The sequence below is a fragment of the Paraburkholderia sp. MM5477-R1 genome, assembly GCF_050436385.1.
Classification (GTDB): Bacteria; Pseudomonadota; Gammaproteobacteria; order Burkholderiales; family Burkholderiaceae; genus Paraburkholderia; species Paraburkholderia tuberum.
Window position 1 is genome coordinate 252974 of sequence record NZ_JBNDMC010000001.1, and the last position, 22830, is coordinate 275803.

19 protein-coding genes and 1 pseudogene are annotated in these 22830 nt (G+C 59.1%); 10 read left to right on the forward strand and 10 right to left on the reverse strand.

Annotation, left to right across the window (positions count from 1 at the left end):
• Positions 1 to 23 precede the first annotated feature (23 nt).
• Both OKW35_RS01245 and OKW35_RS01250 read right to left on the reverse strand, forming a co-directional pair.
• On the reverse strand, positions 24 to 1394 hold the full coding sequence (locus OKW35_RS01245) for an FAD-binding oxidoreductase (protein WP_429551013.1): 1371 nt from the start codon (positions 1392 to 1394) through the stop codon (positions 24 to 26).
• A 591-nt stretch (positions 1395 to 1985) separates the two neighbouring features.
• The gene (locus tag OKW35_RS01250) at positions 1986 to 2903 is read right to left on the reverse strand and encodes an AraC family transcriptional regulator (protein ID WP_429401301.1); all 918 of its coding nucleotides are present in this window, start codon (positions 2901 to 2903) and stop codon (positions 1986 to 1988) included.
• 94 nt (positions 2904 to 2997) lie between these two features.
• Between OKW35_RS01250 and OKW35_RS01255 the strand changes: the two genes are divergently transcribed.
• A complete protein-coding gene (locus OKW35_RS01255; RefSeq protein WP_429551014.1) occupies positions 2998 to 3747 on the forward strand; it encodes an SDR family oxidoreductase in 750 nt (249 codons plus the stop codon).
• Positions 3748 to 3831: 84 nt separating this feature from the next.
• The gene (locus tag OKW35_RS01260) at positions 3832 to 4590 is read left to right on the forward strand and encodes an SDR family oxidoreductase (RefSeq protein ID WP_429551015.1); all 759 of its coding nucleotides are present in this window, start codon (positions 3832 to 3834) and stop codon (positions 4588 to 4590) included.
• 324 nt (positions 4591 to 4914) lie between these two features.
• On the opposite strand, the gene OKW35_RS01265 is transcribed toward OKW35_RS01260, so the two are convergent.
• Positions 4915 to 5646, reverse strand: a complete 732-nt coding sequence (locus OKW35_RS01265) for a response regulator transcription factor (protein ID WP_429551016.1) — start codon at positions 5644 to 5646, stop codon at positions 4915 to 4917.
• Between the two features lie 43 nt (positions 5647 to 5689).
• Complete coding sequence (locus tag OKW35_RS01270; protein ID WP_429551017.1) at positions 5690 to 6862, reverse strand: porin; 1173 nt, start codon at positions 6860 to 6862, stop codon at positions 5690 to 5692.
• A gap of 1355 nt (positions 6863 to 8217) precedes the next feature.
• On the opposite strand from OKW35_RS01270, the gene OKW35_RS01275 reads away from it, so the two are divergent.
• Positions 8218 to 9417, forward strand: a complete 1200-nt coding sequence (locus tag OKW35_RS01275) for a porin (protein ID WP_429551018.1) — start codon at positions 8218 to 8220, stop codon at positions 9415 to 9417.
• Positions 9418 to 9763: 346 nt separating this feature from the next.
• Here OKW35_RS01275 and OKW35_RS01280 read toward each other — a convergent pair whose 3' ends face one another.
• On the reverse strand, positions 9764 to 10762 hold the full coding sequence (locus OKW35_RS01280; RefSeq protein WP_429551019.1) for a LysR family transcriptional regulator: 999 nt from the start codon (positions 10760 to 10762) through the stop codon (positions 9764 to 9766).
• 1209 nt (positions 10763 to 11971) lie between these two features.
• Here OKW35_RS01280 and OKW35_RS01285 point away from each other — a divergent pair.
• On the forward strand, positions 11972 to 12619 hold the full coding sequence (locus OKW35_RS01285) for a hypothetical protein (protein WP_429551020.1): 648 nt from the start codon (positions 11972 to 11974) through the stop codon (positions 12617 to 12619).
• Positions 12620 to 12919: 300 nt separating this feature from the next.
• Here OKW35_RS01285 and OKW35_RS01290 read toward each other — a convergent pair.
• From OKW35_RS01290 to OKW35_RS01310, 5 genes and pseudogenes are all read right to left on the reverse strand, one after another.
• Positions 12920 to 13096 (reverse strand): annotated as a pseudogene (locus tag OKW35_RS01290) (sigma factor); the annotation flags it as partial.
• 28 nt (positions 13097 to 13124) lie between these two features.
• Entirely contained in the window at positions 13125 to 13268 is a 144-nt protein-coding gene (locus tag OKW35_RS01295; protein WP_184052630.1) for a hypothetical protein, read from the reverse strand.
• A 752-nt stretch (positions 13269 to 14020) separates the two neighbouring features.
• Entirely contained in the window at positions 14021 to 14347 is a 327-nt protein-coding gene (locus OKW35_RS01300; protein WP_018424319.1) for a hypothetical protein, read from the reverse strand.
• Between the two features lie 247 nt (positions 14348 to 14594).
• Entirely contained in the window at positions 14595 to 14765 is a 171-nt protein-coding gene (locus OKW35_RS01305; RefSeq protein ID WP_429551021.1) for a DUF1643 domain-containing protein, read from the reverse strand.
• 76 nt (positions 14766 to 14841) lie between these two features.
• Positions 14842 to 15204, reverse strand: a complete 363-nt coding sequence (locus OKW35_RS01310) for a hypothetical protein (RefSeq protein ID WP_429551022.1) — start codon at positions 15202 to 15204, stop codon at positions 14842 to 14844.
• A 607-nt stretch (positions 15205 to 15811) separates the two neighbouring features.
• Between OKW35_RS01310 and OKW35_RS01315 the strand changes: the two genes are divergently transcribed.
• The 6 genes from OKW35_RS01315 (at position 15812) to OKW35_RS01340 (ending at position 22294) form a co-directional block, all read left to right on the forward strand.
• The gene (locus OKW35_RS01315; protein WP_429453723.1) at positions 15812 to 16030 is read left to right on the forward strand and encodes a DUF4160 domain-containing protein; all 219 of its coding nucleotides are present in this window, start codon (positions 15812 to 15814) and stop codon (positions 16028 to 16030) included.
• Complete coding sequence (locus tag OKW35_RS01320) at positions 16017 to 16427, forward strand: DUF2442 domain-containing protein (RefSeq protein WP_429332244.1); 411 nt, start codon at positions 16017 to 16019, stop codon at positions 16425 to 16427. The genes OKW35_RS01315 and OKW35_RS01320 overlap by 14 nt, the downstream gene beginning before the upstream one ends.
• On the forward strand, positions 16424 to 16747 hold the full coding sequence (locus tag OKW35_RS01325; protein ID WP_429332245.1) for a tyrosine-type recombinase/integrase: 324 nt from the start codon (positions 16424 to 16426) through the stop codon (positions 16745 to 16747). The genes OKW35_RS01320 and OKW35_RS01325 overlap by 4 nt, the downstream gene beginning before the upstream one ends.
• 108 nt (positions 16748 to 16855) lie before the next feature.
• Positions 16856 to 17911 (forward strand): UPF0149 family protein, encoded by a 1056-nt coding sequence (locus OKW35_RS01330; RefSeq protein ID WP_429332246.1) that lies wholly within the window; start codon positions 16856 to 16858, stop codon positions 17909 to 17911.
• Positions 17912 to 18800: 889 nt separating this feature from the next.
• Positions 18801 to 20039 (forward strand): GNAT family N-acetyltransferase, encoded by a 1239-nt coding sequence (locus OKW35_RS01335; RefSeq protein ID WP_429551023.1) that lies wholly within the window; start codon positions 18801 to 18803, stop codon positions 20037 to 20039.
• A 374-nt stretch (positions 20040 to 20413) separates the two neighbouring features.
• Positions 20414 to 22294, forward strand: a complete 1881-nt coding sequence (locus OKW35_RS01340) for a tetratricopeptide repeat protein (protein ID WP_429551024.1) — start codon at positions 20414 to 20416, stop codon at positions 22292 to 22294.
• Positions 22295 to 22830: the final 536 nt, after the last annotated feature.

Sequence of the window (22830 nt, forward strand, 5' to 3'; positions counted from 1 at the left end):
CGCGCGAGGTCGCGCGCGTCGATTCACGCTTTCGGCTTAATGTTCTGGTTGACTCTCAACAGGTTATTGGGATCGTACTTCGCCTTGATCGAGGCAAGGCGCTCGTAGTTTGCGCCGTAGCTTAGTTCGACTCGGTTCTCGGCCTCGTCGGCATCCAGGAAGTTGACGTAGGCGCCTTCCAGATTGAACGGGTGGATAGCCCTCCAGTAGGCACGGCCCCAGGTCTTAAGCGCCTCGGCGTCCTTGGGATCCGGGCTAATCGCGGCAATTACCATCGAAAAAGACGCGTCCCGCGCGCTCCACGGCGTGGCATCCTTGGCGACCCGCCGAACGGCGCCGTCGATGGGGTAAAGGTGCATCAGGCAGAATGGGGTCGGTGCCTTGAGCGCGTTGGCGATGTGCACGTCGATCGCCTCATCAGGCAGCGCCTTGACAAAGTCGCCCTTCCAGTACCACTGCAAGCCTTTAGGGAAGAACGGGTCGAACAGACTGTTGATGGCAGTCCACGGCATCTCGCCCATCCAGTTGAACAGCGGGGCGGGCAGTTTCTCGAGCAGCGAGGCCATGAGCTTCTGACCTTCTGGGATCGGCCCGTTGAAAGCACCGATCAGAGCACAGGCCCGTTTGTTCCAGTGCTCGTTAGGGAAGGGATCGATTGGAGGCACGGTTTTGAGGCCGACAAATAGACCAAGCTCTTCGGGGGCGTGTGGGATGAAGTCGCGGTACATCGCCATAACTTGCTTGGCTTCCTTGGCGTCCCAGAAGATCGGACCGGCGAACACCATTTTGGCTAGGTGGGCCTGAAATAGAAAACTTGTGACCACGCCGAAGTTACCGCCGCCACCGCGCACCGCCCAGAAGAGGTCAACGTGCCTGTCCTTGTTAGCGGTGACGAAAGAGCCGTCGGCCAGCACGACATCCACCTCTAGCAAATTGTCGACCGTGAGGCCGTGCTTGCGCGTGAGGTAGCCGGTTCCTCCGCCCAAGGTCAGACCTGCGACCCCCGTGCTGCCGACGATGCCGAGTGGTACGGCGAGGCCAAAGGCGTGGGTCGCGTGATCGAGATCCGCTGCAGTGCAGCCTGGATCGACGCGCACGGTGCGGCTCGCTGGGTCGACGCGCACGCTGCGCATCTGCGACAGATCGATGACCAGCCCACCGTCGCAACTGCCCAAACCGGGGCCGTTGTGTCCGCCTCCGCGGATTGCGAGAAGCAGTTGGTTATCGCGCGCGTAGTTGACCGCCGCTATGACATCGGCGGCGTCGGTGCAGCGAGCGATCACCTTGGGCCGCTTCTCGATCATGCCGTTGTACAGCGCTCGCGCCTCGTCGTAGTCCTTGTCTGATGGACCGATCAGCCTCCCGCGAAATCCCTGAATCGCAAATTCGTCCATGACGCCGCCCTCTTTAAAGAGTTACCCCATTGCGCGCCCGCGCGACGACGCGCTGCCTTACCAGGAAGCCTCGCGCCGAACTGTCGACAAGAACGGCATCGGGCGGGTGGGATCGATCGGCATATACGCATCTATCCGATAGCCGTTCGCGAGCTTAGCCTCGCACCTCACTTGAAGAAGAGCATAGTGCTCCGACGCGATTGCCGGAAGGAACTTCCGATTGATGACACTGACAGCAAGACGAGCGAGCAACCAGTCGAATGAACCCGACCAATCGGCGGCCGCTCTTTAGTCCAAGAGAAAAAAGGGGCGCGTCCAACCGGAGAACTTGACCGGCCAGACGGCATGGAAGCGCCCGACGCAGCCTCAAATGGTCATTTGAATGGCCGCTGCCGGGAATTCCCAAGGTCTCTTTCGGGTCGGGTGCGGCCGACCGTCCGAAGGGCAGCGCCCGGCCACCTGCGGTCATACATCGGCCGTAGACGCCAGACATTCGATGGGCTGTAGCGGTCTCGATAACGGACATTCCTGGTGAGTGCGGATCGCATAGGGACGCGCGTCCACATCTGAGAACAGCCGATTTGAGCCGCCTCATGCGCCGTTCGCGACCGCCTGCACCTCGCGCGCATACTGCGTGGGCGGCCGACCGACGTGCCGCGTGAAGGCGACGCTGAACGTGCTGGCTGAACTGTAGCCGATGCGCTGCGCAATCTCGGCGATGCGGCCTTCATTGCGACGCAGCAGGTCCTTCGCGAGTGCCATGCGCCAAGTGAGCAGGTATTCCATCGGCGCGATGCCGACCGTGCGACTGAAGCGCTCGAAAAAGGCCGAGCGCGACAGTGCGGCCTCCTTCGCGAGTTCAGCAACGGTCCAGGCGCGTGTCGGATGTTCGTGCATCCCGCGGATCGCGGCCGCGAGGCGGCCATCGGAAAGCCCGCGCACCAGGCCCGGCGACGCATTAGTCTGTGCCGCGGACCGCAGCGCTTCGATGAGCAGCACTTCCAGCAGTCGTGCGAGCACGACCTCGCGCGCGGGCCGCTGCTCCCGTGTTTCCTCTCGCACCAGTTGCACGAGCGTGGCCAGCCGCTGTTCGCCGCGCACATGCACGAGTTGCGGGAGCAGCGAGACCAGCAGCGATGCATCCGGTGAGCCGAAACTGCAGTGGCCGGCCACCATGCGCGCGTCGATGGGTCGATCGGGGTCGCCGATTCTGAATTCGCCGTCGCCCAGCGCGGCGGGCGGCCGCGTCTCGACGCCCGGCGATGGCGGCTCGAGGCTCGACATCGCTACGCCGTAAGCCGCGGGAATCAGGACAAAGTCGCCTGACAGGAGCTCGATGGCCTCATGTCCGTCGATCGCGATGCGGCAGCCGCCCTCGAGAATCACGCAATAGAACGGCTGGCCGGCGACCGAGCGGCAAATGTGCCAGGGACTCGCGCCGTGGACGAGCTTGGAGAACCGGGCGCCCGGCTGCAGCAGCGTCACGACTTCGGCCAACGGGTCGATCATTGCCGGACTCCTGCAAATGAAATTCGGATGATCGATTGTAGCAAGTACGGCCTTGGCGATTTATCGTACGGACACACGCCCTACAGGAGTCCCCATGAAAACCGTACTGATCACCGGCTGCTCTTCCGGATTCGGCCTCGAGATCGCCCGTTACTTCCTCGCGCGCGACTGGCACGTCATCGCCACAATGCGCATGCCGCGCGCGGATGTGCTGCCGCCCGCCGACGGTCTGCGCGTGCTTGCGCTCGACATCACGGACCCGGACAGCATTCGCGCGACTGTCGAGGCCGCAGGGCCGATCGACGTCCTCGTCAACAACGCGGGGTTCGGCGCGGCGTCCCCGGCCGAATTAACCCCGATCGCCACGGTACGCGAAATTTTTGAAACCAACGCTTTCGGCACGATCGCATTGACGCAAGCGGTGCTGCCCCAATTCCGCCAGCGCAGGGCCGGTGTGATCGTGAACGTCACGTCGAGCGTGACGCTGAAGGCCCTGCCCCTGATTGCCGCATACCGTGCGAGCAAGGCGGCGGTGAACGCATTCACCGAATCGATGGCGCTGGAACTCGAGCAGTTCGGCGTACGGGTGCGGCTGGTGCTGCCGGGACGTGCGCCCGAAACCCGCTTCGGAGACAACGCGCGCGCCCACATGCATGGCCTCGACCACGAAGCCTATGCGGACCTTGTCAAGGACGTTTTCGCGCGGATGCTGGATGCGTCTGCCCCGACCACCCGGGCGCAGGACGTCGCCGAAGCGGTGTGGCGCGCAGCGACCGATCCGTCAGCGCCGATGCGCATCCCGGCCGGCGCCGATGCCGAAGCCTGGGCGGCCGAGACTCACTAACCCGCCAGCGGCATCGCGCTGAGCTGAACTGAAAAACGGAACTGGCTTTTGCGCGCTAAAGCGCAACACCACAAGGAGATTGCCATGCAGGACAAACCCGTCGCCCTGGTCACCGGGGCCAATCAAGGCATCGGCCTTCAGATCGCCAAGGATCTCGCGGCACACGGCTTCACTGTGCTGGTCGGGTCGCGCAATCTCGAGCGCGGCGAGGCTGCGGCCAAGGAGGTGGGGCCGGACGGCCACGCGCTCCAGCTCGACGTGACGGATCAGGCTTCGGTCACAGCCGCGGCGGAGCGCGTAAGCAACGCGTTCGGCCGCCTCGACGTGCTCATCCAGAACGCCGCCATTTCGAACACGAAAAAGCGATCCGGTCAGTCCGTCGAGGAGTACGCGAAAACGACCCGCCCGGGCAACGTGTCCCTCGATGAGATGCGCGCGGTGTGGGACACCAACGTGTTCGGCGTGCTCGCCGTTTATCAGGCGAAGCTGCCGCTTCTGCGCGCGACGCCGGGCGCCCGCATCGTCAACGTGTCGAGCGGCGTTGGGTCGCTAACGACGAACTCGGACCCGGCCTTCGCCTACCGTGCGATCTTCGGCCCCGTCTATCCGGCGTCCAAAACGGCTCTCAATGCGTTGACGGTCGCCATGGCGATCGAGCTGGAACCGGACGGGATCAAGGTCAACGCTGTCTCCCCGGGCTTTACCAAAACGAACCTCAACGGCTATTTGGGCACCGAGACCGTCGAGGAAGGCGCTCGCGAAGCGGTGCGCGTCGCGCTGCTGGGCCCGGACAGCCCAACAGGGACGTTCACGCGCTGGGAGAATGAAACGATCCCGTGGTGAGGGAGTCGCGGGCGATCGGAGGTATTGATGGATCAGGCCAGGGCGGTTGCAAATCGGCCGTTCGCCTGAACAATCGGTCACTGCGCTGCGTTTGGCCGTCATCGGATTGATGTCGGCTGAGGGCCACTCGGCAAATTCGATGAGGCGACTGGCAGTTACACCTCGGAAGCAGCCGTTGCTGTGGCGCGAGTTCGAGCGGCGGCTCGGGGTCGCGTGCCGCCCCTCGACGTCAGGCAGCAGCCGGCCACTACCGGCCGTTCACCTGTCAGGCATAAATCGTCGACCTTTCTCGGAATGAGCGTCTATTGCAGCGACCTTGCTCAGTCAACAAGCCTCCATCCTGTATCCGACGCCCCGAATCTGTTTAATTTCAAAACCATTGTCTTTGACAATATTCAACTTGGCTCGCAACCTTGACAGGTGAGTATCTAGTGTTCTGGTTGGAAAGTTATCCAGATTTCCCCAAAGAGCCTCATGCAAAACCTTGCGGCTGATCGCCCGCCCAAGATTTTGGAACAGCAACAGCGCTAGCGCATATTCTTTGGGACGAAGAACAATTCTTTTATCCCGTATATCGACGAAATGATGGCGCCGATGGAATACATACAGACCAAATTGGAGCGTCGACTGGGGACTCTCTGACACCGAAGGCCCAAGTTTCTGGGGCGTCTGGAGCTGGAGACGTCTTGAAATCGCGTTAAGTCTCGCCCGAAGTACCGGGTTTGGAATTGGGGCAAAAATATAATCTATCGCGCCACCATCAAGTGCGCCAATTATTGATTCTGCCTCTTGATTTTTGGTGACAAAAATTATTTTTGGCAATTCGGGGAATGTGGCGCGAAACCATCGCATCAGATCTAATCCCTCTAAATCACGAAAATTCCAACCGACAATAACAAGATCCCAATGGGATTCTTTGAGCGCACGAAACAACGATGCTGGCGTCATGAAAAATTGGTAATGCTCGACGCCGCTAGGCAGATACTCCGATGCTTTTCGTGTCAACGTGCCTTGCTCTGGACATAAGGCAATTTTCATATAAAAAAAGAGGCGCATTCGCGCCTCTTTGAATTTGACTCACATCAAATTTAACTACGTATTAAAACTTGTGGCGAATACCGATGCGAGCCGTGAACTGGTTCTGGTTCGCCGAGGGGGTGATGCTGGCGATGGATGCGGTTGCGGCGACCGTCTGGCCCGCTTGATTCAGCGTATCGCCCAGAGCGTGCTGGTACACACCGATCAGGTACACGTCGGTGCGCTTGGACAGGAAATAGTCCACGCCGAGTGCGCCCTGGTGATACTGTGCACGCGATGCGCCGTTGATCTCTGCGCCGCGCGTGTAGTCATATGCTGCACCGACCAGCAATGCCGGGGTCAACTGATACTTGAAGTTGACTTCGGCGTTGTTGAACGTAGCCGATTGGCCCGCGGCCGACGACGCGAACGTCTTGCCCAGATTGATGAAGCGGGTGTTCGAGTACGTCAGGCCAACCGTTGCCGCGCCGAACGTGTATGCGCCGCCCGCACCGATCACCTGGTATGTGTTAGCCGACGAGAAGCCACCGTAGATCGGGTTCACCGCAGCAGCAACCGGAGCTGCAGCCGTGGAGCCGGTGTTGAACAGGCCGCCCGACGCTGCCGGCGTACGTGCGTTCAAGTAACCAACGCCCAACACGAGAGGACCGTTGTTGTAGCCTGCGCCCAACGACCAGATCTGGTTACCCGTGAAGTTGCCTGCCTGGCCGCCGAGGCTATACGTGCCGCCGAACTTCAGGCCGTTGTAGTCGGCGCTCGTGTACTTGACCGTGTTGTTGGTGCGAAACGAGTTGTTGAAGTTGTCGAGGTCGGCCGGGTGGGCTGCGATGGAGCCGCCCCACTGGTCGCCCGCTTCGAACGGACCCACGTAGTCGACGACGGAGTCGTACTGACGACCCAGCGTGACCGTGCCGAACTGGCTGCTCGACAGACCGACGTAAGCTTGACGGCCGAACATCAGGCCGCCTTGACCCAGCGTACCGTTGTTCACGTTAAAACCGTTTTCCAACACGAAGATCGCCTTCAGACCACCACCCAGATCTTCCGTACCGCGCAGGCCGAAACGCGAGCCTTGCAGAACTCCGCTGGACATGTCGTACTTATGTTTGCCACCCGCGTTGGTGTTCATGTTGATACCAACGTCAATGATACCGTACAGGGTCACGCTGCTCTGAGCATGTGCGACGCCTGCGAATGCGCCCAGTGCTGCGAGAGCGAGAAGCGACTTTTTCATCGAATGATCTCCAAGGAATACGAATCTTTTGTACAAGGCGAATATTTATCTAGCGTTGAGGCCTTGCTTGTGCAACTTCGCGAGAAGTTGACCGAGAAGATAGCAAAGTGTGCGCATCAAGGCTTCACTTTCACGTTGTGTAGCGCACTTGATGTTGCTAATTGACAACAATGCAACGATGCTTGGAACGGGACCACGACGCCAACGGGCGATTAGACTTAGCAGGCAGCCCCCAAACCGGGCGGCTACAAGGCACTTTCTAGATATTATGGAAGGGCTGCGGAGGTAAGCCCCTTGGAGTAAAACGCGGATCCGTAGACTGGCTTCTCGAAACGAGCATTCAAATGAATCGCCTCGTATGGCATTTCCATAGTACCTATGGCCTCGATACGTAGGCTATAGCGCAATTTGAACTGAACGAGCGACCGCAAGTGGTCGCCAATTCCTGCAATACAGCTTCGTTTTAGCGTCTGCTTGCGGTCAAGATCAGTGGCCGTCATGGGTCGGCAGCGGGCATCCCATAGATGTGCGGGCGTAGTTGTTGGCGTAGATTAGCGCTGAAAGCCTTATCTGGCGGGGCTCAAATACTGCTGCATCACGCGATCCTGTTCAGCAGGTGCGTTCAAGCAGCGGCACGTCAGTCCTGCGCCACTAGGTCGGCTGCTGAAAGCGCTACGCGTTCGCCGGCACCCGGACGCGCCTTGCGATCTACCGCCTGCAGACTTCGGCGCTTGCCTAGCTCGAAGGCAACTGTTTTGCTGTTCCGTCCGCAGCACCGAGTTGTTCACACACCGCTTTAGACTGCAGCGTAAAAGCGCAGTACGGGACCGGCAGTGTTCAGCCCCCACTGAACTTTGCTGTCGGACCGGGTTCGGCCATGGAGGCATTCCCGCTTACGATCGAGCGAACGTTCAGCCGTCGGCTCCGCACCAGAAAACAGCCATTGGCTAGCAAAGCCATTTCCTTACCAATCGTGGACGCAATGCGCCCGCTTTCCATCTGCGGATCCAACCGGTCGATGCAACAGTTTGCTTGAAATCGTTCGGCTGGAGTTTCGCGCGAAATGTGCGAGCCTGCAAAGCCTTCCTGCAGGCGACTCGACGTCCTGTTATCGCCCCGAACCGACCGAGCGGGTGAGCGCGAACTGTTACGGACCCAAATTAGGCAGTCGCCACATAGATAACAAAATTCGTAATTCGCGCGCCAGCTTTGCTGGAGCGAGGTAGTCCGAGTCAAATACGGCCCGCATAAGTGTTGGAATTCTGCGACACGTATTTTGTTTCTCTTCGGTAATCCAAAGATGTCGCGGTAACCTGCCGTTCGCAACAACAAAATCATTCTGCGTGGAGAAATGGATGAAACGAATCGCACTGTCGACCCTCTCGCTGGCACTGCTCGGCGCTGCAGGCGCAGCACATGCACAAAGCACCGTGACACTTTATGGCGTGATCGATGAGTCGATCCAGTATGTTCATAACGCAAATCAGGCTAACCAAAACCTGACGAACCTGTTCGCCGGCAACCTGCAGGGTAACCGCTTTGGCCTGAAGGGCACGGAAGACTTGGGCGGGGGCCTGAAGGCGATCTTCCAGTTGGAAAACGGCTTCAATGTGAACAACGGCAAGTTGGGTACGTACAACGGGAACACGAAGCTGTTCGGCCGCCAGGCATACGTCGGTCTGACCGGCGACTCGTGGGGTACCGTGACGGCCGGCCGTCAGTACGATCCGCTTGTCGACATGGTCCAGCCAATTACGGCTGACAACTACTTCGGCAGCACGTTCACGACGCCGGGCGACGTGGACAACAACGACAACGACTCGCGTACGAACAACGCAGTCAAGTACGTCTCGCCGGTCTGGGGCGGCTTCCAGGTCGAAGGCATGTATGCACTCGGTGGCGTCGCTGGCGCAACGGGCGCTGGCCAAACGTGGTCGGGCGCAGCAACGTACGGCTTCGGACCGTTCAGCGCCGCAGCCGGCTACCTCCGCATGGAAAACGGCAATACGGCAGCAAGCCGCGGCATCACGCCGGCTACGCCGACCGGTGCCTGGAACTCGGGCGTGACCTCGGACGGCGTGTTCGGGATTTCGAACATCAACGGCGCATACCAGTCGTCGAAGTCGGTCAGCATCGCTTCGGCAGCGGGTCAGTACGTCACGGGTCCGTTCACGGTCAACCTCCGCTACAGCTTCGCGCAGTACAAGCCGGATGCGTTCTCGTCGTTCCAGAACCAAGAGAAATTCAACGTTGCTGGTGCATTCGTCGGCTACCAGATCACGCCGGCCGCGCTGCTGGGTCTGGGCTACACCTACACGCACGGCTCGGGCGACACGTCGGCGAGCTACAATCAGGTTTCGCTGGGCGGCGACTACTCGCTGTCGAAGCGCACTGATGTGTACTTGGTTGGCGCATGGCAGCATGCTAGCGGCCACCAGCGCGATGCGGGTACGAATAGCGTCATTGATGCGGGTGCGTCGATCGGCTCGTACGGTAATCAGTCAGCCGCGTCGAACCAGGAAATGGTCAGCCTGGGGATCCGTCACAAGTTCTGATCGTGACCTGATACACAGCAGCACGCTGTGAGAAGCCAGCCAGACGCGCAAGCCGATGGCTGGTTTTTTTTTGGTGGGGGGCGACGTGTCCCTTTAACGCGAAACCGCGCACTAACTGCATGACGAGTGGCACTGCAAGTATCTGGTTTCACAGCAAATCCACTGTTTGCCGAACAGCATCAAACCAATTTCAGCTGCTTTCTTGCCAGAGCAGATTTGCCGCGAAGTGTGATACATCACTGATTGAGGGCTCGAACCCTTGTGATCAACGACCTTTCCTCTAAATCTGAGACCTGTCCCGGTCGTCTGCCATTTTGTCTTTCTAACCATCCAGAGGCTGCGTCAGTCAGGAGGACTCCTGAGTAAGTTTGTTTTGTGTATCATGGCCCGGTGTCGTGGCGCCTCCCGGGAATGCCGTAATAAGCGACGAGAATGCAGCTTGGTCACTAGCAAGTCGTTGCGGCAATGCTTCCTTGGCAACTTCGACCCATGTCCTGATTTTTGTATCGATGTATCGGTGAGTGGAATAAAGCACGTAGGCGTTACGTGCCTTCATTCTGTACTCGGGCAGGACACGCACCAACGACCCAGTGCGCAATCCGGGCATCGCAACCGGAACAGGCAACGGCCCAATACCCACGCCTGCTTGAACAGAATCATTCAGGATATCGCCTAAGTCACTCTGGAGAACTGTCTGGCCAACTGAAATTGCTGTATGTCCATTCGGCCCGTCAAACATCCATTGACCGGAAGACAGGTCGCCAGCCAGATGCATGCATCGATGTTGCTTAAGATCATCGAGTGCTTGTGGTATCCCGTACCGCGCCAGATAGACCGGCGACGCACACAGAATCGACGACATCGCACCAAGACATTCAGAAGCCATGCCCGGCTCCGGCGGTTCTGATGAGCAAAGAAGTAAGACGTCGTAGTCACTGAACAGAATTTCCGGTATCTGTTGCGCAAGCATTACGTTCACAGACACCTGTGGATATTGCTCTAGATAGCTTGAAACTAGACAGGTTAAATGGTGCCGGTCAAAGCTGGCGGTCACGCCAACCTTAAGCGTCCCGGACGGCGCGGCGCTCAATCCCAAGGCCTCCGCCTCCGCCTGCGCCAAACGAGTGAGTATGTCCTCACAGTGAACAAGGTACCGCTCCCCTGCTTCAGTCAGTCCCACCAGCCGAGTCGTTCTATTGAACAAACGAGTCTTCAGGTGCGTTTCAAGGTCCGCTATGGCTCGCGAGACCTGAGGCGTACCGATCTTTAGTTGTTGAGCCGCCGCCGTAAAACTTCCAGCGGAAGCAACTTGTGCAAATGCACGAATGCTCTGCAACAGATCCATCGTCGTTTTCCGGTCCGTTGGAGTTCATAGTATTGGACAATCCTGGTAGGCAAGCAACCAAGGCATAGAGCGAATTTTATGCCAACTATGTACCGAAAGCATCCGCCCCGTTCGGTTCCGGCGTTCGATCGTACGTGACACGCTCCGCATCCGCTGTATCAGAGGCTGCCGGCCACCTTGCAGCCAGTTAGCGGCACACCATACGTGGTGCGCACGGTACTTGTCTCGATGCGACCGTGCCCCTTGTCGTGTTACACGTCGCGTCGGGTCTTTTGCCCCGCTAAGCCACATGACGCCGCCGCTCACGAACCCGCTTGCGTTCTTTGCCGCGTCGCAGTATTCAGCGCCCTGAGCGTGTGTCTGGTCGATGGGCTGCTGTTCGACCCGTTTCCGACGTTCGCCCTTTATTGGTTCGGCCGGCTCCTCTGGGTCGATCACGGCCTTCGGCATCGGGCAGTAGTCGGTCATGAGCGCTCGTCCGGACAGGTGCCACGATCGCCAATAACATGTAACCTCGGCTAGCCCACCTACACTGCCAAGGAGTTGTTGGGCTCGGTGCGGACATACGGGCGCAGATCACTTCATGAAACAGTTGAGGAACACCTCGGTCGTCGTGCAGGCGGATCCACCGCGCGCGTTGCGCGTCTGTTGCGCATCACTCGCTGACTGTGCGCAGTGAAGGCGAGGAGTGGCAGATGGATTTCGCCAGCGAAATTGACGACCTTGCCAAGGCGCTGGAACGGCTCGGGATCGATACAGGCCAGGGGCTCATTACTCCGATGAAACGAGACGATGAAGACGACGAATGATGCTCTTGACGTGTCGCCTGTGGCGCTTCCGGATGTCCATGATGGGCTCACCAAGGGACTGTTCAAACGTACAGTAGCGGGCGCTTCACGTAACGGCCTAGACTTAACACGTGGACAAGAACGCGGAGTGAGTTATGGTCACCAGGACTGTCCGACGGACACTTTCCGGTCTGACTTCAGCGATTGCGCAAGCGCCGAAGAGTAAGCATCGGATCGAACATACCGTGAAATCGGCTCAGCAAATGGCCGACGAGGCCTGGAGACGGACGACTCACGGACTGCACAACTCCCTGATGCGTAAGGATCCGAAAGGGTGATTTTCGCAAGCCAGACGCAAGACTGAGCTCGCCGGGTTGGACGCATATGCTGTTTCTCCCAGAACCGGATGCGGAGGCACACTATGTCGAGCAAAAGCGATAGGGACAACAGATCCAATCAATTGAATCCCAACAATCCAGCGTACGCGAGTTCTCGCGCGGGCAACTTCCGCGATGATGATGACGATTGGGAACCCGTCTCTTATGTCGATCGATACTTTTATACTCCGCCTCGCGCGGCCACGTTTCAGGCGATAGGGCAGTACGGAGTTGGGGTGGTTTCGCAAGAAGGGGAAGCGAGGTTCGTTACATTTCGTCTGGAAGCCACCACTAGCGCGACCCTCCTTTATACCCACGCAAGCTTGCAGTCGCGCGTAGAGGACTATTTCGAGCGTTTCGCGATCCATGTACATGGGCTGTTCCACACGCACTTCAAAGCTCCGCCGGTCTTGTATGTCCAGTTTGATGGAACATCTGGCCGGCTACCGTGGCACGTTCCGCTCAACCTGGAACAACCCGAGACGATGCAGACGTTTCTGATGTCGCACAAGCCGCACAAGAACTGTGCACCCGCTCCGGATGCAGTTATCGAACTGTTATGTGACCGCCTCAGTGAACCAAGCGAGGATTGGGGTACTTTCGAAGCCCTGGATCGAGACACTTCGGATCTGAGATTCGTCTACGCCATGCGCTGCAACGCTGAGATTCAGAGAAATTCCAAAGGATTGTGACAAAGCAGCAGGTGCGCTCAATCGGCCTAATGCCCTACATCCTGTCGCGCGATGCGCCGTGCGCTTCTAGCCGGAACCCCGGGATCGGTCGTCTTCTGTCGAGTGCGGTCGGGCCGATTGACAGCCGCCGTCGTCGGTTCAGGATCGGACCGTGTGCGGGCCACCTACGGTCGTTCGCCCTTGCGCTTAGATGGTCATTCAACCGGCTGCTCTGCTAAAGAAGCGGCCCGAAAGCCAGATTCGTCCCAGAAGAAGATGTCGGCATTTTCCTCACGAGCCTGTCAGACAATGTGTCGCAGGGATCGTCAGCAGCCACGCACGCAGATTGCAGTTGGGCCAAAAGCCTTTCCAGCGCGCGAGCGCCCGCTCGGCCGTATCGTGAACCAGATGGTCAGCCCGGACTGAGTCGCCCGTCAGCGCACGCGCATAGCGCCGTGGCTGCGGGAGCCGCGATATCACTTCCGCTTCGAAGTTCACGCGGCGCTGACGGCCGCGCGAGCGCGCATCAATAGCCGCTGCTGCTGCTGGTGCCGCTGCTGCTGCCCGACGAGCTCGTGTCGCCCGTGGACTGGCACGCGGCCAACGACAACGATGCGACTCCTAGCGCGATGATCACGAATACGGCCGATAGCAGTCTTGATACTTTCATGTAGAACTCTCCTGCACGGCCAACGCGACTGACTTGTCGCGCGGCCACGCGTTGAGCCGGCGAGTCGCGGATCGCTCGCGGCAAGTGCCGCGACGCCGGTGAACTTTTACAAAAAGGACAGACAAACCCCCTGCAAAACGGGGACGCAACCGCTGTGCGCGGCCGACGATTCCGTTTCGCGGCTTCGCGGTCTTGCACGCGACGCCTAATCTACAAACGCCCACGGCGCGGCATTATTCCACCGCATTGATTATTTGTGACACGTATCGCCTCGGGACGATGCACGCTCGACGCGGCACGGATTTTGCGCAAGCTCCGCGACCGTTGGCTGGCATAGCCCCGCATCGCTAGAACGGTGTTCGCGCGTTGCCGACGATACCTTGTTCATGAAGCGCGGCGGATGTCCGAAGCCCCAGGAAGCGGCCGATGGTATCGCAGTATCGCAACCCCATGACCGGCTAATGCGGGTCGTTCAGCGCCCGTCGACGGCGGTAGCGTGGAAGCTGAGACTGCGGCACGGCCATTGGAGCACCGGACGTTCATTCCTTGTGGCGCCACCGGAGGGCATCAGGCTTCGAAAGCCTATACGCAAGTAAGGCATTCCTGCTCGCACCAGCCAAACGTCGCGATCGGCATCGTGTTCGACGCGGGGAAGAACTGCGTGAAATATTGGCGGCGGGGCCGATCAGCGTGAATGTCCCCGCCGCAGGTCGCTCACGCACGCGGCGACCGCTCACATGACGTGAATGAGATTAATGTAGCTGTTTCTTTAGATCGCTCAGTTCGGCGTGAACCGAACTGACTGCTTTCTTGATCCTGGCATTGACATTCGCAGCGCGTTCGCACGCTTTTTCCGCGCTGTCGCCGATCCGCTCAAGATCGTCCACCCATTGGCGCATGCGATCCTGATCGTTCGAAGCCATCACTTTCTTTGCCGACGCGGATTGTTGATCTAGCTCATCAACGCACTCGATAAGGTCCTTGGGGAGGGTGGAGTCGGCATGACAGGTTTGCGAAGCCTGTTCGATGGATTGCTGTAGATGCGTGAAACGCTTCTGGATTTCGCTGGCTTGCATCATGGTGACACTCCTTTGTGAAAGCGTGTCCGAAACTCTAAAACGATGCTGGCGCGATTGCGGTTTACCACCCTGGCGCCTATGTTGCCACCCCCGTGCGCTTGGGCCGGCCGTCATCGTGCAGCGTCGGTGCTCCGGAGCCGATCGAAGGGTGGCATGACTTTGAGTATAGGCGTTGCCACTGCTCGCGCAGGCACGGCGCCGAACGTCCGCTCCAGCCAACGATCTGACGACCGACCCCACGTGTTATTTAAGTGGCCGTAGCACCTTGCAAGCGGCCGTTGAGTTCAGGTGGGGTCGAAGGGCGGCTGTGGGTCGCATGCTGCCGCTTGCGGCCTTGCGAGGTTCGCGAGCGGCAGCGCCTGATGGTCGGGTCGTCGCAACTGGCGTTGGGCGCGCTCGGGTTCAGCATGAGGAACATCGTCTGCCCACGGTCGTCGAAGGGTGCGTCGCCGGCTCGCGGTATCGGTAAGTGACGAAATGGCTGATGGTTGCGCTCATGCTAGGATTTCCCCAACAAGGGAGGAAAAGAAATGACAGTGCATGCTATAACGGCGGTTCGGATGGACGGGAATTCGCAAAGGATCACACACGTGCTTTGGGGGCAGGTGTCCTTGAGCGGAGAACAATTTGAGGTCGCGCCGTACGCATCGCCTGTAATTGAAGTGGTAGACGCACTGGCCAAGGGTGACACTGTCGTAACAGTCTTTCCGCTTGATGGACAGCGCGTCGCTGGTCCAGAGGTCCGGCGCGTCGTCGACGAGGCCGGACGCGTAGGCATCGAAATGGTGGTCGGTGATTCCGATGCGGGCCAAACGCTCGCGGACCTGCCACGGCTTGATCACGAATAGAGCGCTCATCGGGTCGGCTCTATTGGGCAAAATTTAACCACCTGCACCCACGGATCGACGCCGAGAACTTGCCCCAAGGCTCGCGCACATCAAAGCCGGGCCGTCTGGCTTGTCAAAAGGGCAGGTGATGTGCTTCGAGTCTAGCTCGGACATGGGCATCGTCAGAACACGCGGGTGGGCTTGTCATCGCGCCGATGGATTGGCTCCGGCGAACTACTTGCTTATGGTGTTTCAGTTGCCACTTGACGAAGTCGTCGACGATCGCCTTCTGAGCTTCAACAGCGCTGTGTTATCCACATACACGCCACGTCTGAAGTTCCGCGCGGCCATTGATAATCGTCCTATGGCATGACGTTTTTCGCCAAGGTTATGCACCGAAAAAGTTGATGAGCCTGTGGATAACCGCCGGCGAATCCCACGCAAGTCCATGATCTTACGGGCTTTCGCTGCGTCGCATCACGCGAAGGCACGCCGGACAAGGCGTCGGCGCACGTGTTGCTTGGTCTGGTCGACAGGCAGGGCAGGGCGGCGCAGCGACACCACGACGTTGCGAAAACCCATCAGTTAGGTTTATCATCGGCGTATGCCCACAATAGCAACGATCAACGGCTACCGCGTGGTGATCTACACGGCGGACCACCGACCAGCGCACGTCCACGTGATCGGCGCCGGCTTCGAGATCGTCTTTAACCTCAACTGCCCGAACGGACCGCTGGACGTCAGGAACATCGCCGGGAAGGTTTCAGACCGGACGATATATCGCATAGCGAGCCTCATCGAGCCCGCGATCGTCGCCTTTTGTGCGGCATGGAGAAAGCATCATGGCCATTACTAAAGAGTCGATCGCCGCCGCTCGCAAGTCCGGCAAGGAACTAGGCCCGCGCGCCGTCGCCGCGCGCTATCGCCCGTCTGTCGGGAAGCTCGAGGTCGAGTTCGACAACGGCGTGACGCTCGCGGTACCCGCACGCCTGATTCAGGGGCTTGCGCGCGCCAGCGCTACGGACCTGAGCAAGATCGAGATCACGCCGGCCGGATGGGGCCTGCACTTCCCGCGCCTCGACGCCGACGTGTACGTGCCCGCGCTTTTCGAAGGCATCTACGGTTCTAAGGCGTGGATGAAGCAAGCCGCACGCGTGGCGGGCGCGACACGCTCCGCAGCGAAGGCGGCCGCCGCGCGCGAGAACGGCAAGAAGGGAGGACGTCCGCGCAAAGCCCAAGAGGTGCACGCATGACGAACAGTCCCAGTAAGCACATTGGCGGCAACTTCGACGATTTCCTCGTCGAGGAGGCAATGCTCGAGGAAGTCGCGGCGACGGCCTTGGAGCGGATCAGCGTCTATAAATGCGTGCTCGCGTACGCGGCGCAGGCGAAGATCGCGATCGACGGCTTCGGCGTGCACAGCCTGCGCGCGACCGCCGCGACCAACGCGCTCGAGCATGAGGCCGACATCGCGACGGTGCAGGAATGGCTCGACCACGCGAACATCGCGACCACGCGGATCTACGACCGACGCAAGAGCCGCCCCGAAGAGGTTCGCCGACGTTTAAAGTGACATATTGACTCGAACGGCGTCGCGGCGGCGAAGAAGCGCAGGACGGACAGGCACGCACACGGGGCCGTCGAACGGGACCCGCGATCGCAGACGCTTGCTGGAGAATCCATGAAAGACGAAATCGCACCCACATTGCCGCTGAACGAAACAGAAATCGATCAGCTTGATGATTTCTTGACCAGTGATTCCGCTCCCGATGCGGCAATGGACGTTTCGATGATGGACGGGTTTATGACAGCGCTCGCCTCGGGGCCAAACCTGATGATGCCTGGCACCATGCTGGGTTGGATCTGGGATGCGGAGCATGGCCAGGACCTCCCGACGTTTGCCAGTGCTGACGAGTCAAAAGACATCGTCGGGCTGATCATCCGGCACTGGAATAGCGTCAACGAAATGTTGAACGATGCCTCCGCCGGGTACGAACCGCTCATCCTTGAACACGAATCAGATGGGCGAGTGATTTCGGTCATCGACGACTGGTGCGAGGGGTATTTCAAAGGCATCTCCGTCGATCGGACAGCTTGGGCGCCGGTGCTCGCGGAGCACCCTGAATGGTTCACGGTGATCATGCTGTACGGCACGGAGGAGGGGTGGGATGAGCTGAAACGGCGAAAAGACAACCTCGATCAGCATCAGGCATTTGCCGGATCGCTCGCCAGGTCGGTGCAAGATATTCATCGCTACTGGGCCGAACAGCGCCGGCTGCGAATCGAGCGCGGCGGGATTCCCGGTGTGATGGCCCAACGCGAGCCGCTTCGACGCGCACCGAAGGTGGGTCGTAACGACCCCTGCCCGTGCGGTTCAGGAAAGAAATACAAGCGCTGTCATGGCGCGGTCGAAGTGACCACCGGTTCCGGAAGCGCCGGGCATGGCTTTGATCTGGAACAGGCCAGACGTGTTCTGACTGACGCTCAAGAGTCATTGATTGTTTCCCCGCTGAGTCAGCGCGTCACACGCGACGGAACTGCAGTCGAGGTTGAAATCTATGGTGATGGCAAGGGGGCGTGGCTACTCGAGGTCGTCGATGAATTCGGCAATTCGACCGTCTGGGACAATTCATTTCCGACTGACAGTGCAGCGCTCGCTGAAGCCTTGAATGTGATCGACAGCGAAGGCATCGCGGCCGTGATTGGTTCGCCGCCAGCCAGCGCAACGCGCCATTGACTGTGGTTATGCGGGTCCATGGGACACCCTGGAGATTTCCCAGGATATAGCGCGATGCGCAGACAAAGAATCGCCATCATCGGACGGCGGGTGACAAGGTAACTATGATCTCGAGCGCCCGACGTGAAAAGGGCGCTCCGGTTCATTGTGGGCCACGTGCAGCATGCAGCCACCAAGTTAAACTTGGGCGTTCGGCGGCCGTGCACGGGGTTGTTTCGCAAACTGGCAACCGTTGCCGCTTGAAACTGTTGCTGGCCGCGCTTCGTGTTGCTCAGGCTATCCGACATTCCCCGGTTGCCTGACAGGCTGGGGATTTTTCTTCCTTCTCACCAGTGCCGCCAAAACGATAGTTTGCGCAATTCCGGTTCAGCGTCGAAGGGCCGAATTCGGCCATGAGCTGACCTTCGTTATCTCCGGCACTCGGCCATTCAGAGGGCAGCTTTGCCCCGACAGCGGACTTCCCGGCCAGACGACACCGTTGGTCCCGGCGCCGACTTGCCGCGAAGACGCGTCGCACAGACGCGATTAAACGAGGGCGTGGCGCAGCAACGATCGGTGGCAGTTTCAACGATGTCGCGCCCCAGGTGTTCAACTTGGACAGGTCTGAAATTACACGACCGTTCCCGAATGGCTGCGCCCGATGCGGGGGGCGGAAACCGTTCATTGGCAAGCTCATCATCCACGGCTCCGATCTATGAAACATCGCTCAGGTCATTCTGGAATGAAGAATTTTCCTATGGGTAGGTAATTGTTACGTTTCAAACGGGCCAGAAAATAGCCAACGGAGTGTGCGGCAACCCCCGGAACGACACACTCTGCTCAGATATTTTGTCGGCAAAAACCGGTGCGGCTTATGCGCCTCTTTCAAATGCTTCCCGGAGCCGACAAAATGAAAACAAACTCCTTACTTGGCGGATCATTCTATCCATCTGGGCAAACAACAATGGCAACGCGGTCAATCAACCCCACTTCGCAAATTGAGGTGATAACTGACCCAGAGACATTTCTGTCGCTCGGGCAAGACTGGGAGGTGCTCTGGCATGCTGCCAAAGGTACGCCGTTCCTTCAGTTCCGTTATTGCCTTCATGCGCTGCGCGAGGTCGCCATACCTACGGGTGCGACTCTGCATTGCATCATCGGAAGAAAAGAAGGCCGCCTGATCTTTGCATGGCCCTTGATCCGATATCGCGAACGCTTATGGACAACCGTACTACCTTTGGCACCAGACATATCGGAACCATCTGATTTGCTGATAGCAAATGGCGAGGATCCGGAATCGATGGTCTCCGCGGCTTGGCGCCTGTTGCGTGCCTCATGTGCCAGCGATGTCATCAACCTGCCAATGGTGCGTACGGATTCGGTCCTTTACCGGCTTGTCTCGCGAGAAAAACGGCTATTGCGCGGGGAGCCGCACGTAACCCGGGTGGCTCCGTTACTGCGTTACAAATCGTGGGCAGAATATCGCAGTGGACTGCCTGTGGCGTTTAGAAAGGAACAGGATTATCTTCAGCGGCGTCTGTTGAAAGCAGGCAAAACTGCTTTCGCTATCTCGCATCTGGCCGATCCGATCAGCGCTGGTTACGTTCGGACAATGCTCGAATGGAAAGGCCAGTGGGCAGCCCGAGTGGGAGCAGAGGGAAATTTTTTTAGGGAGCCTTATCAGAATTTCCTTCGGTCAATATCGACTGATCCCTCCTTCGATGAGGTGCTTCGACTATTCGTTCTGTCGTTGGATGGAAAAGCCATCGCCGTAAACCTCGTGGCTATTTCCGAGTGTGCGGTTATCGGCATGCAGGCCGCGTTTGATCCGGCCTATGCGAAACTTTCACCGGGTTCTTTGCTGCTGGAAGATGTGATGAAATGGGCGTTCGAGAATGGGCGGGATTTTGACCTCGGGCCCGGTGACAGCAAATATAAGTTGAACTGGTCTGGCGAATCCGGCTATTCCTGTACTGATTTCCGTATCGCAGTCAGCCTCTGGGGCCGGGCAGATCTTGGCGCACGTGCGTTTCATGGGCAGTGGGAAAAACTTCGTCACCGAATTGACGCTGGGCCATTGGGACGCATCTGGAAAACTCTCCTGGGTAAAGCCGACCGTTCACAGGGTGTCCATTCGCGAGGAAGCTGACTGGCCCAAAGCGAAGAGCCGCCAACGCTCTCGGGGTGGCCAACCCCTTACACATTGCGTTGAGGACGCTCAAGCCTCTTCGCGAATTGCCTTGCGCCAACTATTGCGCTGAACAAAGAGGGCCCGTACGGAAAGAGAGGCGATACATGCGAGATGACGTACGCGGCTTCTTGCGGGCTGCCGCTTGTGAGTTGGGAGAAGGAGCGGCGAGAACCTGCTTGCATCCGGCCCCTACCGTACGTGCGGTCCGAGACGGCCTATCGCGAGTTCGTTGCAATTCAAAAGGCCGGCCCACGAAGGGCCGCGTCAGTTCACAGAACCGCCGCTGGATACACGGCGATGTAAAGGGCATACAGGGTCGCGGGCCGCCGATCGTGACCACGAACGTTTCGGCTGAGCATGCCCATTGCATGAGGCGGCACGCGGCCAAAAGCAGCCGCCGGAACCCAACCTGCGACCGTCCGTTCCCCATTCAACATACGACAGCCACTGGGGTTGACCTGTCTTGCGTAGCAATCGGAAAGGAGGATTGCAGGGCTCCGCGTCGCCGGAATCGTCGCTATTTCCATACGCAGAGAACCGACGGCTGCCATTGCTTCGATCTGGAGGCCCGCGTTACGCGACGCCGTACAATGAGGCGTTTCCCACCCGTCGACAGATCGCATTCTGCGCCGCCCTACATCGCCATGAATCACGACACTGAACACGCTCTCGCTGCCGCGCAAAAGAACCTCATGGCCGGTCAATTCGACGATGCAACACGTCTGCTGAGCGGTATTCTGGCAAGCGTCCCCGACCACGGTGAAGCTCTTGCGGGCCTCGGTTACATCGCGGCCAAACAGGGCGATCATGCACGTGCAGCGGCGTATCTGATACAGGCATCGGCGCACATGTCCATGTCGGCGGAACACCTGAATTTCGCCGCGCAGGTGTGTCAGTTGGCGCAACGTCACGATGATGCGATAGCGCTGTTCGAGCGCTGCCTGGCCCAGTTTCCAAACCATGCCGCTTCATTGCATGGCGTCGCAATGTCGCTGATACAGCTTGGCGAACCGCAGCGTGCACTCGAAATCCTGGTGCATCTGTGCAAAATCCAGGCACATTCAGCCGAAGCGCATTACAACCGGGGCGCGCTGCTCGGCAAGTTGGAGCGCTATGAGGACGAACTGGATGCCTACCGGCAGGCGATCGCGCTCAAGCCGCGTTTCGTGCGCGCATACGTCAATCTCGGTGTCGCGTTGCGAGATCTGCGACGCTTTGATGAGGCGTTGCTTCAATTCAAGAAGGCGCTTTCGCTCGATCCGAACGACGTCGGCGCCCGCACCAATCGGGCTCAGACGAATTTGCTGCTCGGCGAATTCGAACACGGCTGGCGCGAATATGAATGGCGTTGGCGCGATGGCACCGATAGCCACGGATTTCCGCAGAACACCCTATGGACCGGCACCCAACCGATACGTGACAAGGCAATACTCGTTCATCACGAGCAGGGGTTCGGCGACACGCTGCAATTCGTGCGTTTCGTGGATCGACTCCGTGCAGTTGGAGCTCGGGTCGTGTTGCGTGTTCAGGATGCACTGCTGCCGCTTCTCAAGAATTATCAGGGTGCGGCCGAAGTCATCGGCGAGACAGGACAGGTGCCGCATTTCGATTATCACGTTCCGACCCTGAGTCTACCGTTTGCGCTCAAGGTTCGTGCACCCGATCTCGCGGTGACCGGTCCATATATTCACGCAGACGACGCGCTTGTACGTCAATGGGACGATCTGTTTGCAGGCTCTGCTCGACGGCCGAGAGTTGGGATCGTATGGTCGGGAAGCCTGACGCATGTAAATGACTGCAACCGGTCTATGTCACTCAAGCAACTGAAGCCGTTGTTAGATGCCGACGCGGACTTCTTCGCGCTGCAACAGGATGTACGCGACAGTGATCGTACGTGCCTCGCGCAGCTTGAGCAGCGCGCGGTGCTGCGCGATGTTTCCGCGCGGCTCACTACGTTCGCTGAGACGGCTGCGCTGATCGCTCGCCTCGACCTCGTCATCAGCGTCGACACGGCTGTAGCGCATCTGTCGGGGGCGCTCGGCAAGCCCGTATGGATTGCTTTGCCGTTCATGCCGGACTGGAGATGGCAACTCGACAGAAGCGATAGTCCATGGTACGCACAGGCGCACTTGTTTCGACAAACGACGCGAGGTGATTGGACTGGCGTAGTGGCTGCGCTTCGCGCAGAGCTCGACGCATTGCGGGGTGCCTGAACGACGCCCTACGTACAGCGAGTGCCCGCTCATGTGCTCGCGGGGGTTTGAGCCGCAAATGTGATCGTGTCATCTCCGTCGGGTCGATTACCCGCTTTGAGCGAGCAAAGCGCGTCGAATGGCCGGGTGAAGACACCGGGAAAGATTGTCCGTCGTGTCGAGTGTCCGATCGCAGCTCTCTTACGGACATTCGCTATGGTGACTCGACAGGCGGCTCAGGGTCGCAAGTACTCGTTCGCTTTCCGCGGGACGAGTCATTCGCGACCACCGACCTGTCAATGACAGGAAAGCGCCCCATACCCGTCTGACAGGCACCGATGCCCGAATGACGGCTCAGGCCGACAAGCAACACTCTGCATCGCGAATCGAATGGCCGTTTCCAAGGTATCGACAACAGCTGGCTCAGAGTCGACTTCAACCGATCTCCCCACGCGAAACGAAAACCAACCCGGCCTCCTTCATCCCGCGCGATTATCCAGCCCCGGGTGGCTTGACCAACTGATCGGGTTTCGAATTACCGCGTGCAGCTCGCGTCC

What these genes read in the sequence shown, in the direction of transcription:
- OKW35_RS01320 (WP_429332244.1), top strand. Translation starts at nt 16,017, where the DNA reads ATGGCCATTACTAAAGAGTCGATCGCCGCCGCTCGCAAGTCCGGCAAG.
- OKW35_RS01270 (WP_429551017.1), bottom strand. Translation starts at nt 6,862, where the DNA reads ATGAAAAAGTCGCTTCTCGCTCTCGCAGCACTGGGCGCATTCGCAGGC.
- OKW35_RS01275 (WP_429551018.1), top strand. Translation starts at nt 8,218, where the DNA reads ATGAAACGAATCGCACTGTCGACCCTCTCGCTGGCACTGCTCGGCGCT.
- OKW35_RS01330 (WP_429332246.1), top strand. Translation starts at nt 16,856, where the DNA reads ATGAAAGACGAAATCGCACCCACATTGCCGCTGAACGAAACAGAAATC.
- OKW35_RS01280 (WP_429551019.1), bottom strand. Translation starts at nt 10,762, where the DNA reads ATGGATCTGTTGCAGAGCATTCGTGCATTTGCACAAGTTGCTTCCGCT.
- OKW35_RS01300 (WP_018424319.1), bottom strand. Translation starts at nt 14,347, where the DNA reads ATGATGCAAGCCAGCGAAATCCAGAAGCGTTTCACGCATCTACAGCAA.
- OKW35_RS01325 (WP_429332245.1), top strand. Translation starts at nt 16,424, where the DNA reads ATGACGAACAGTCCCAGTAAGCACATTGGCGGCAACTTCGACGATTTC.
- OKW35_RS01245 (WP_429551013.1), bottom strand. Translation starts at nt 1,394, where the DNA reads ATGGACGAATTTGCGATTCAGGGATTTCGCGGGAGGCTGATCGGTCCA.
- OKW35_RS01305 (WP_429551021.1), bottom strand. Translation starts at nt 14,765, where the DNA reads ATGTTCCTCATGCTGAACCCGAGCGCGCCCAACGCCAGTTGCGACGAC.
- OKW35_RS01285 (WP_429551020.1), top strand. Translation starts at nt 11,972, where the DNA reads ATGTCGAGCAAAAGCGATAGGGACAACAGATCCAATCAATTGAATCCC.
- OKW35_RS01255 (WP_429551014.1), top strand. Translation starts at nt 2,998, where the DNA reads ATGAAAACCGTACTGATCACCGGCTGCTCTTCCGGATTCGGCCTCGAG.
- OKW35_RS01265 (WP_429551016.1), bottom strand. Translation starts at nt 5,646, where the DNA reads ATGCGCCTCTTTTTTTATATGAAAATTGCCTTATGTCCAGAGCAAGGC.
- OKW35_RS01310 (WP_429551022.1), bottom strand. Translation starts at nt 15,204, where the DNA reads ATGAGCGCTCTATTCGTGATCAAGCCGTGGCAGGTCCGCGAGCGTTTG.
- OKW35_RS01250 (WP_429401301.1), bottom strand. Translation starts at nt 2,903, where the DNA reads ATGATCGACCCGTTGGCCGAAGTCGTGACGCTGCTGCAGCCGGGCGCC.
- OKW35_RS01295 (WP_184052630.1), bottom strand. Translation starts at nt 13,268, where the DNA reads ATGAAAGTATCAAGACTGCTATCGGCCGTATTCGTGATCATCGCGCTA.
- OKW35_RS01335 (WP_429551023.1), top strand. Translation starts at nt 18,801, where the DNA reads ATGAAAACAAACTCCTTACTTGGCGGATCATTCTATCCATCTGGGCAA.
- OKW35_RS01260 (WP_429551015.1), top strand. Translation starts at nt 3,832, where the DNA reads ATGCAGGACAAACCCGTCGCCCTGGTCACCGGGGCCAATCAAGGCATC.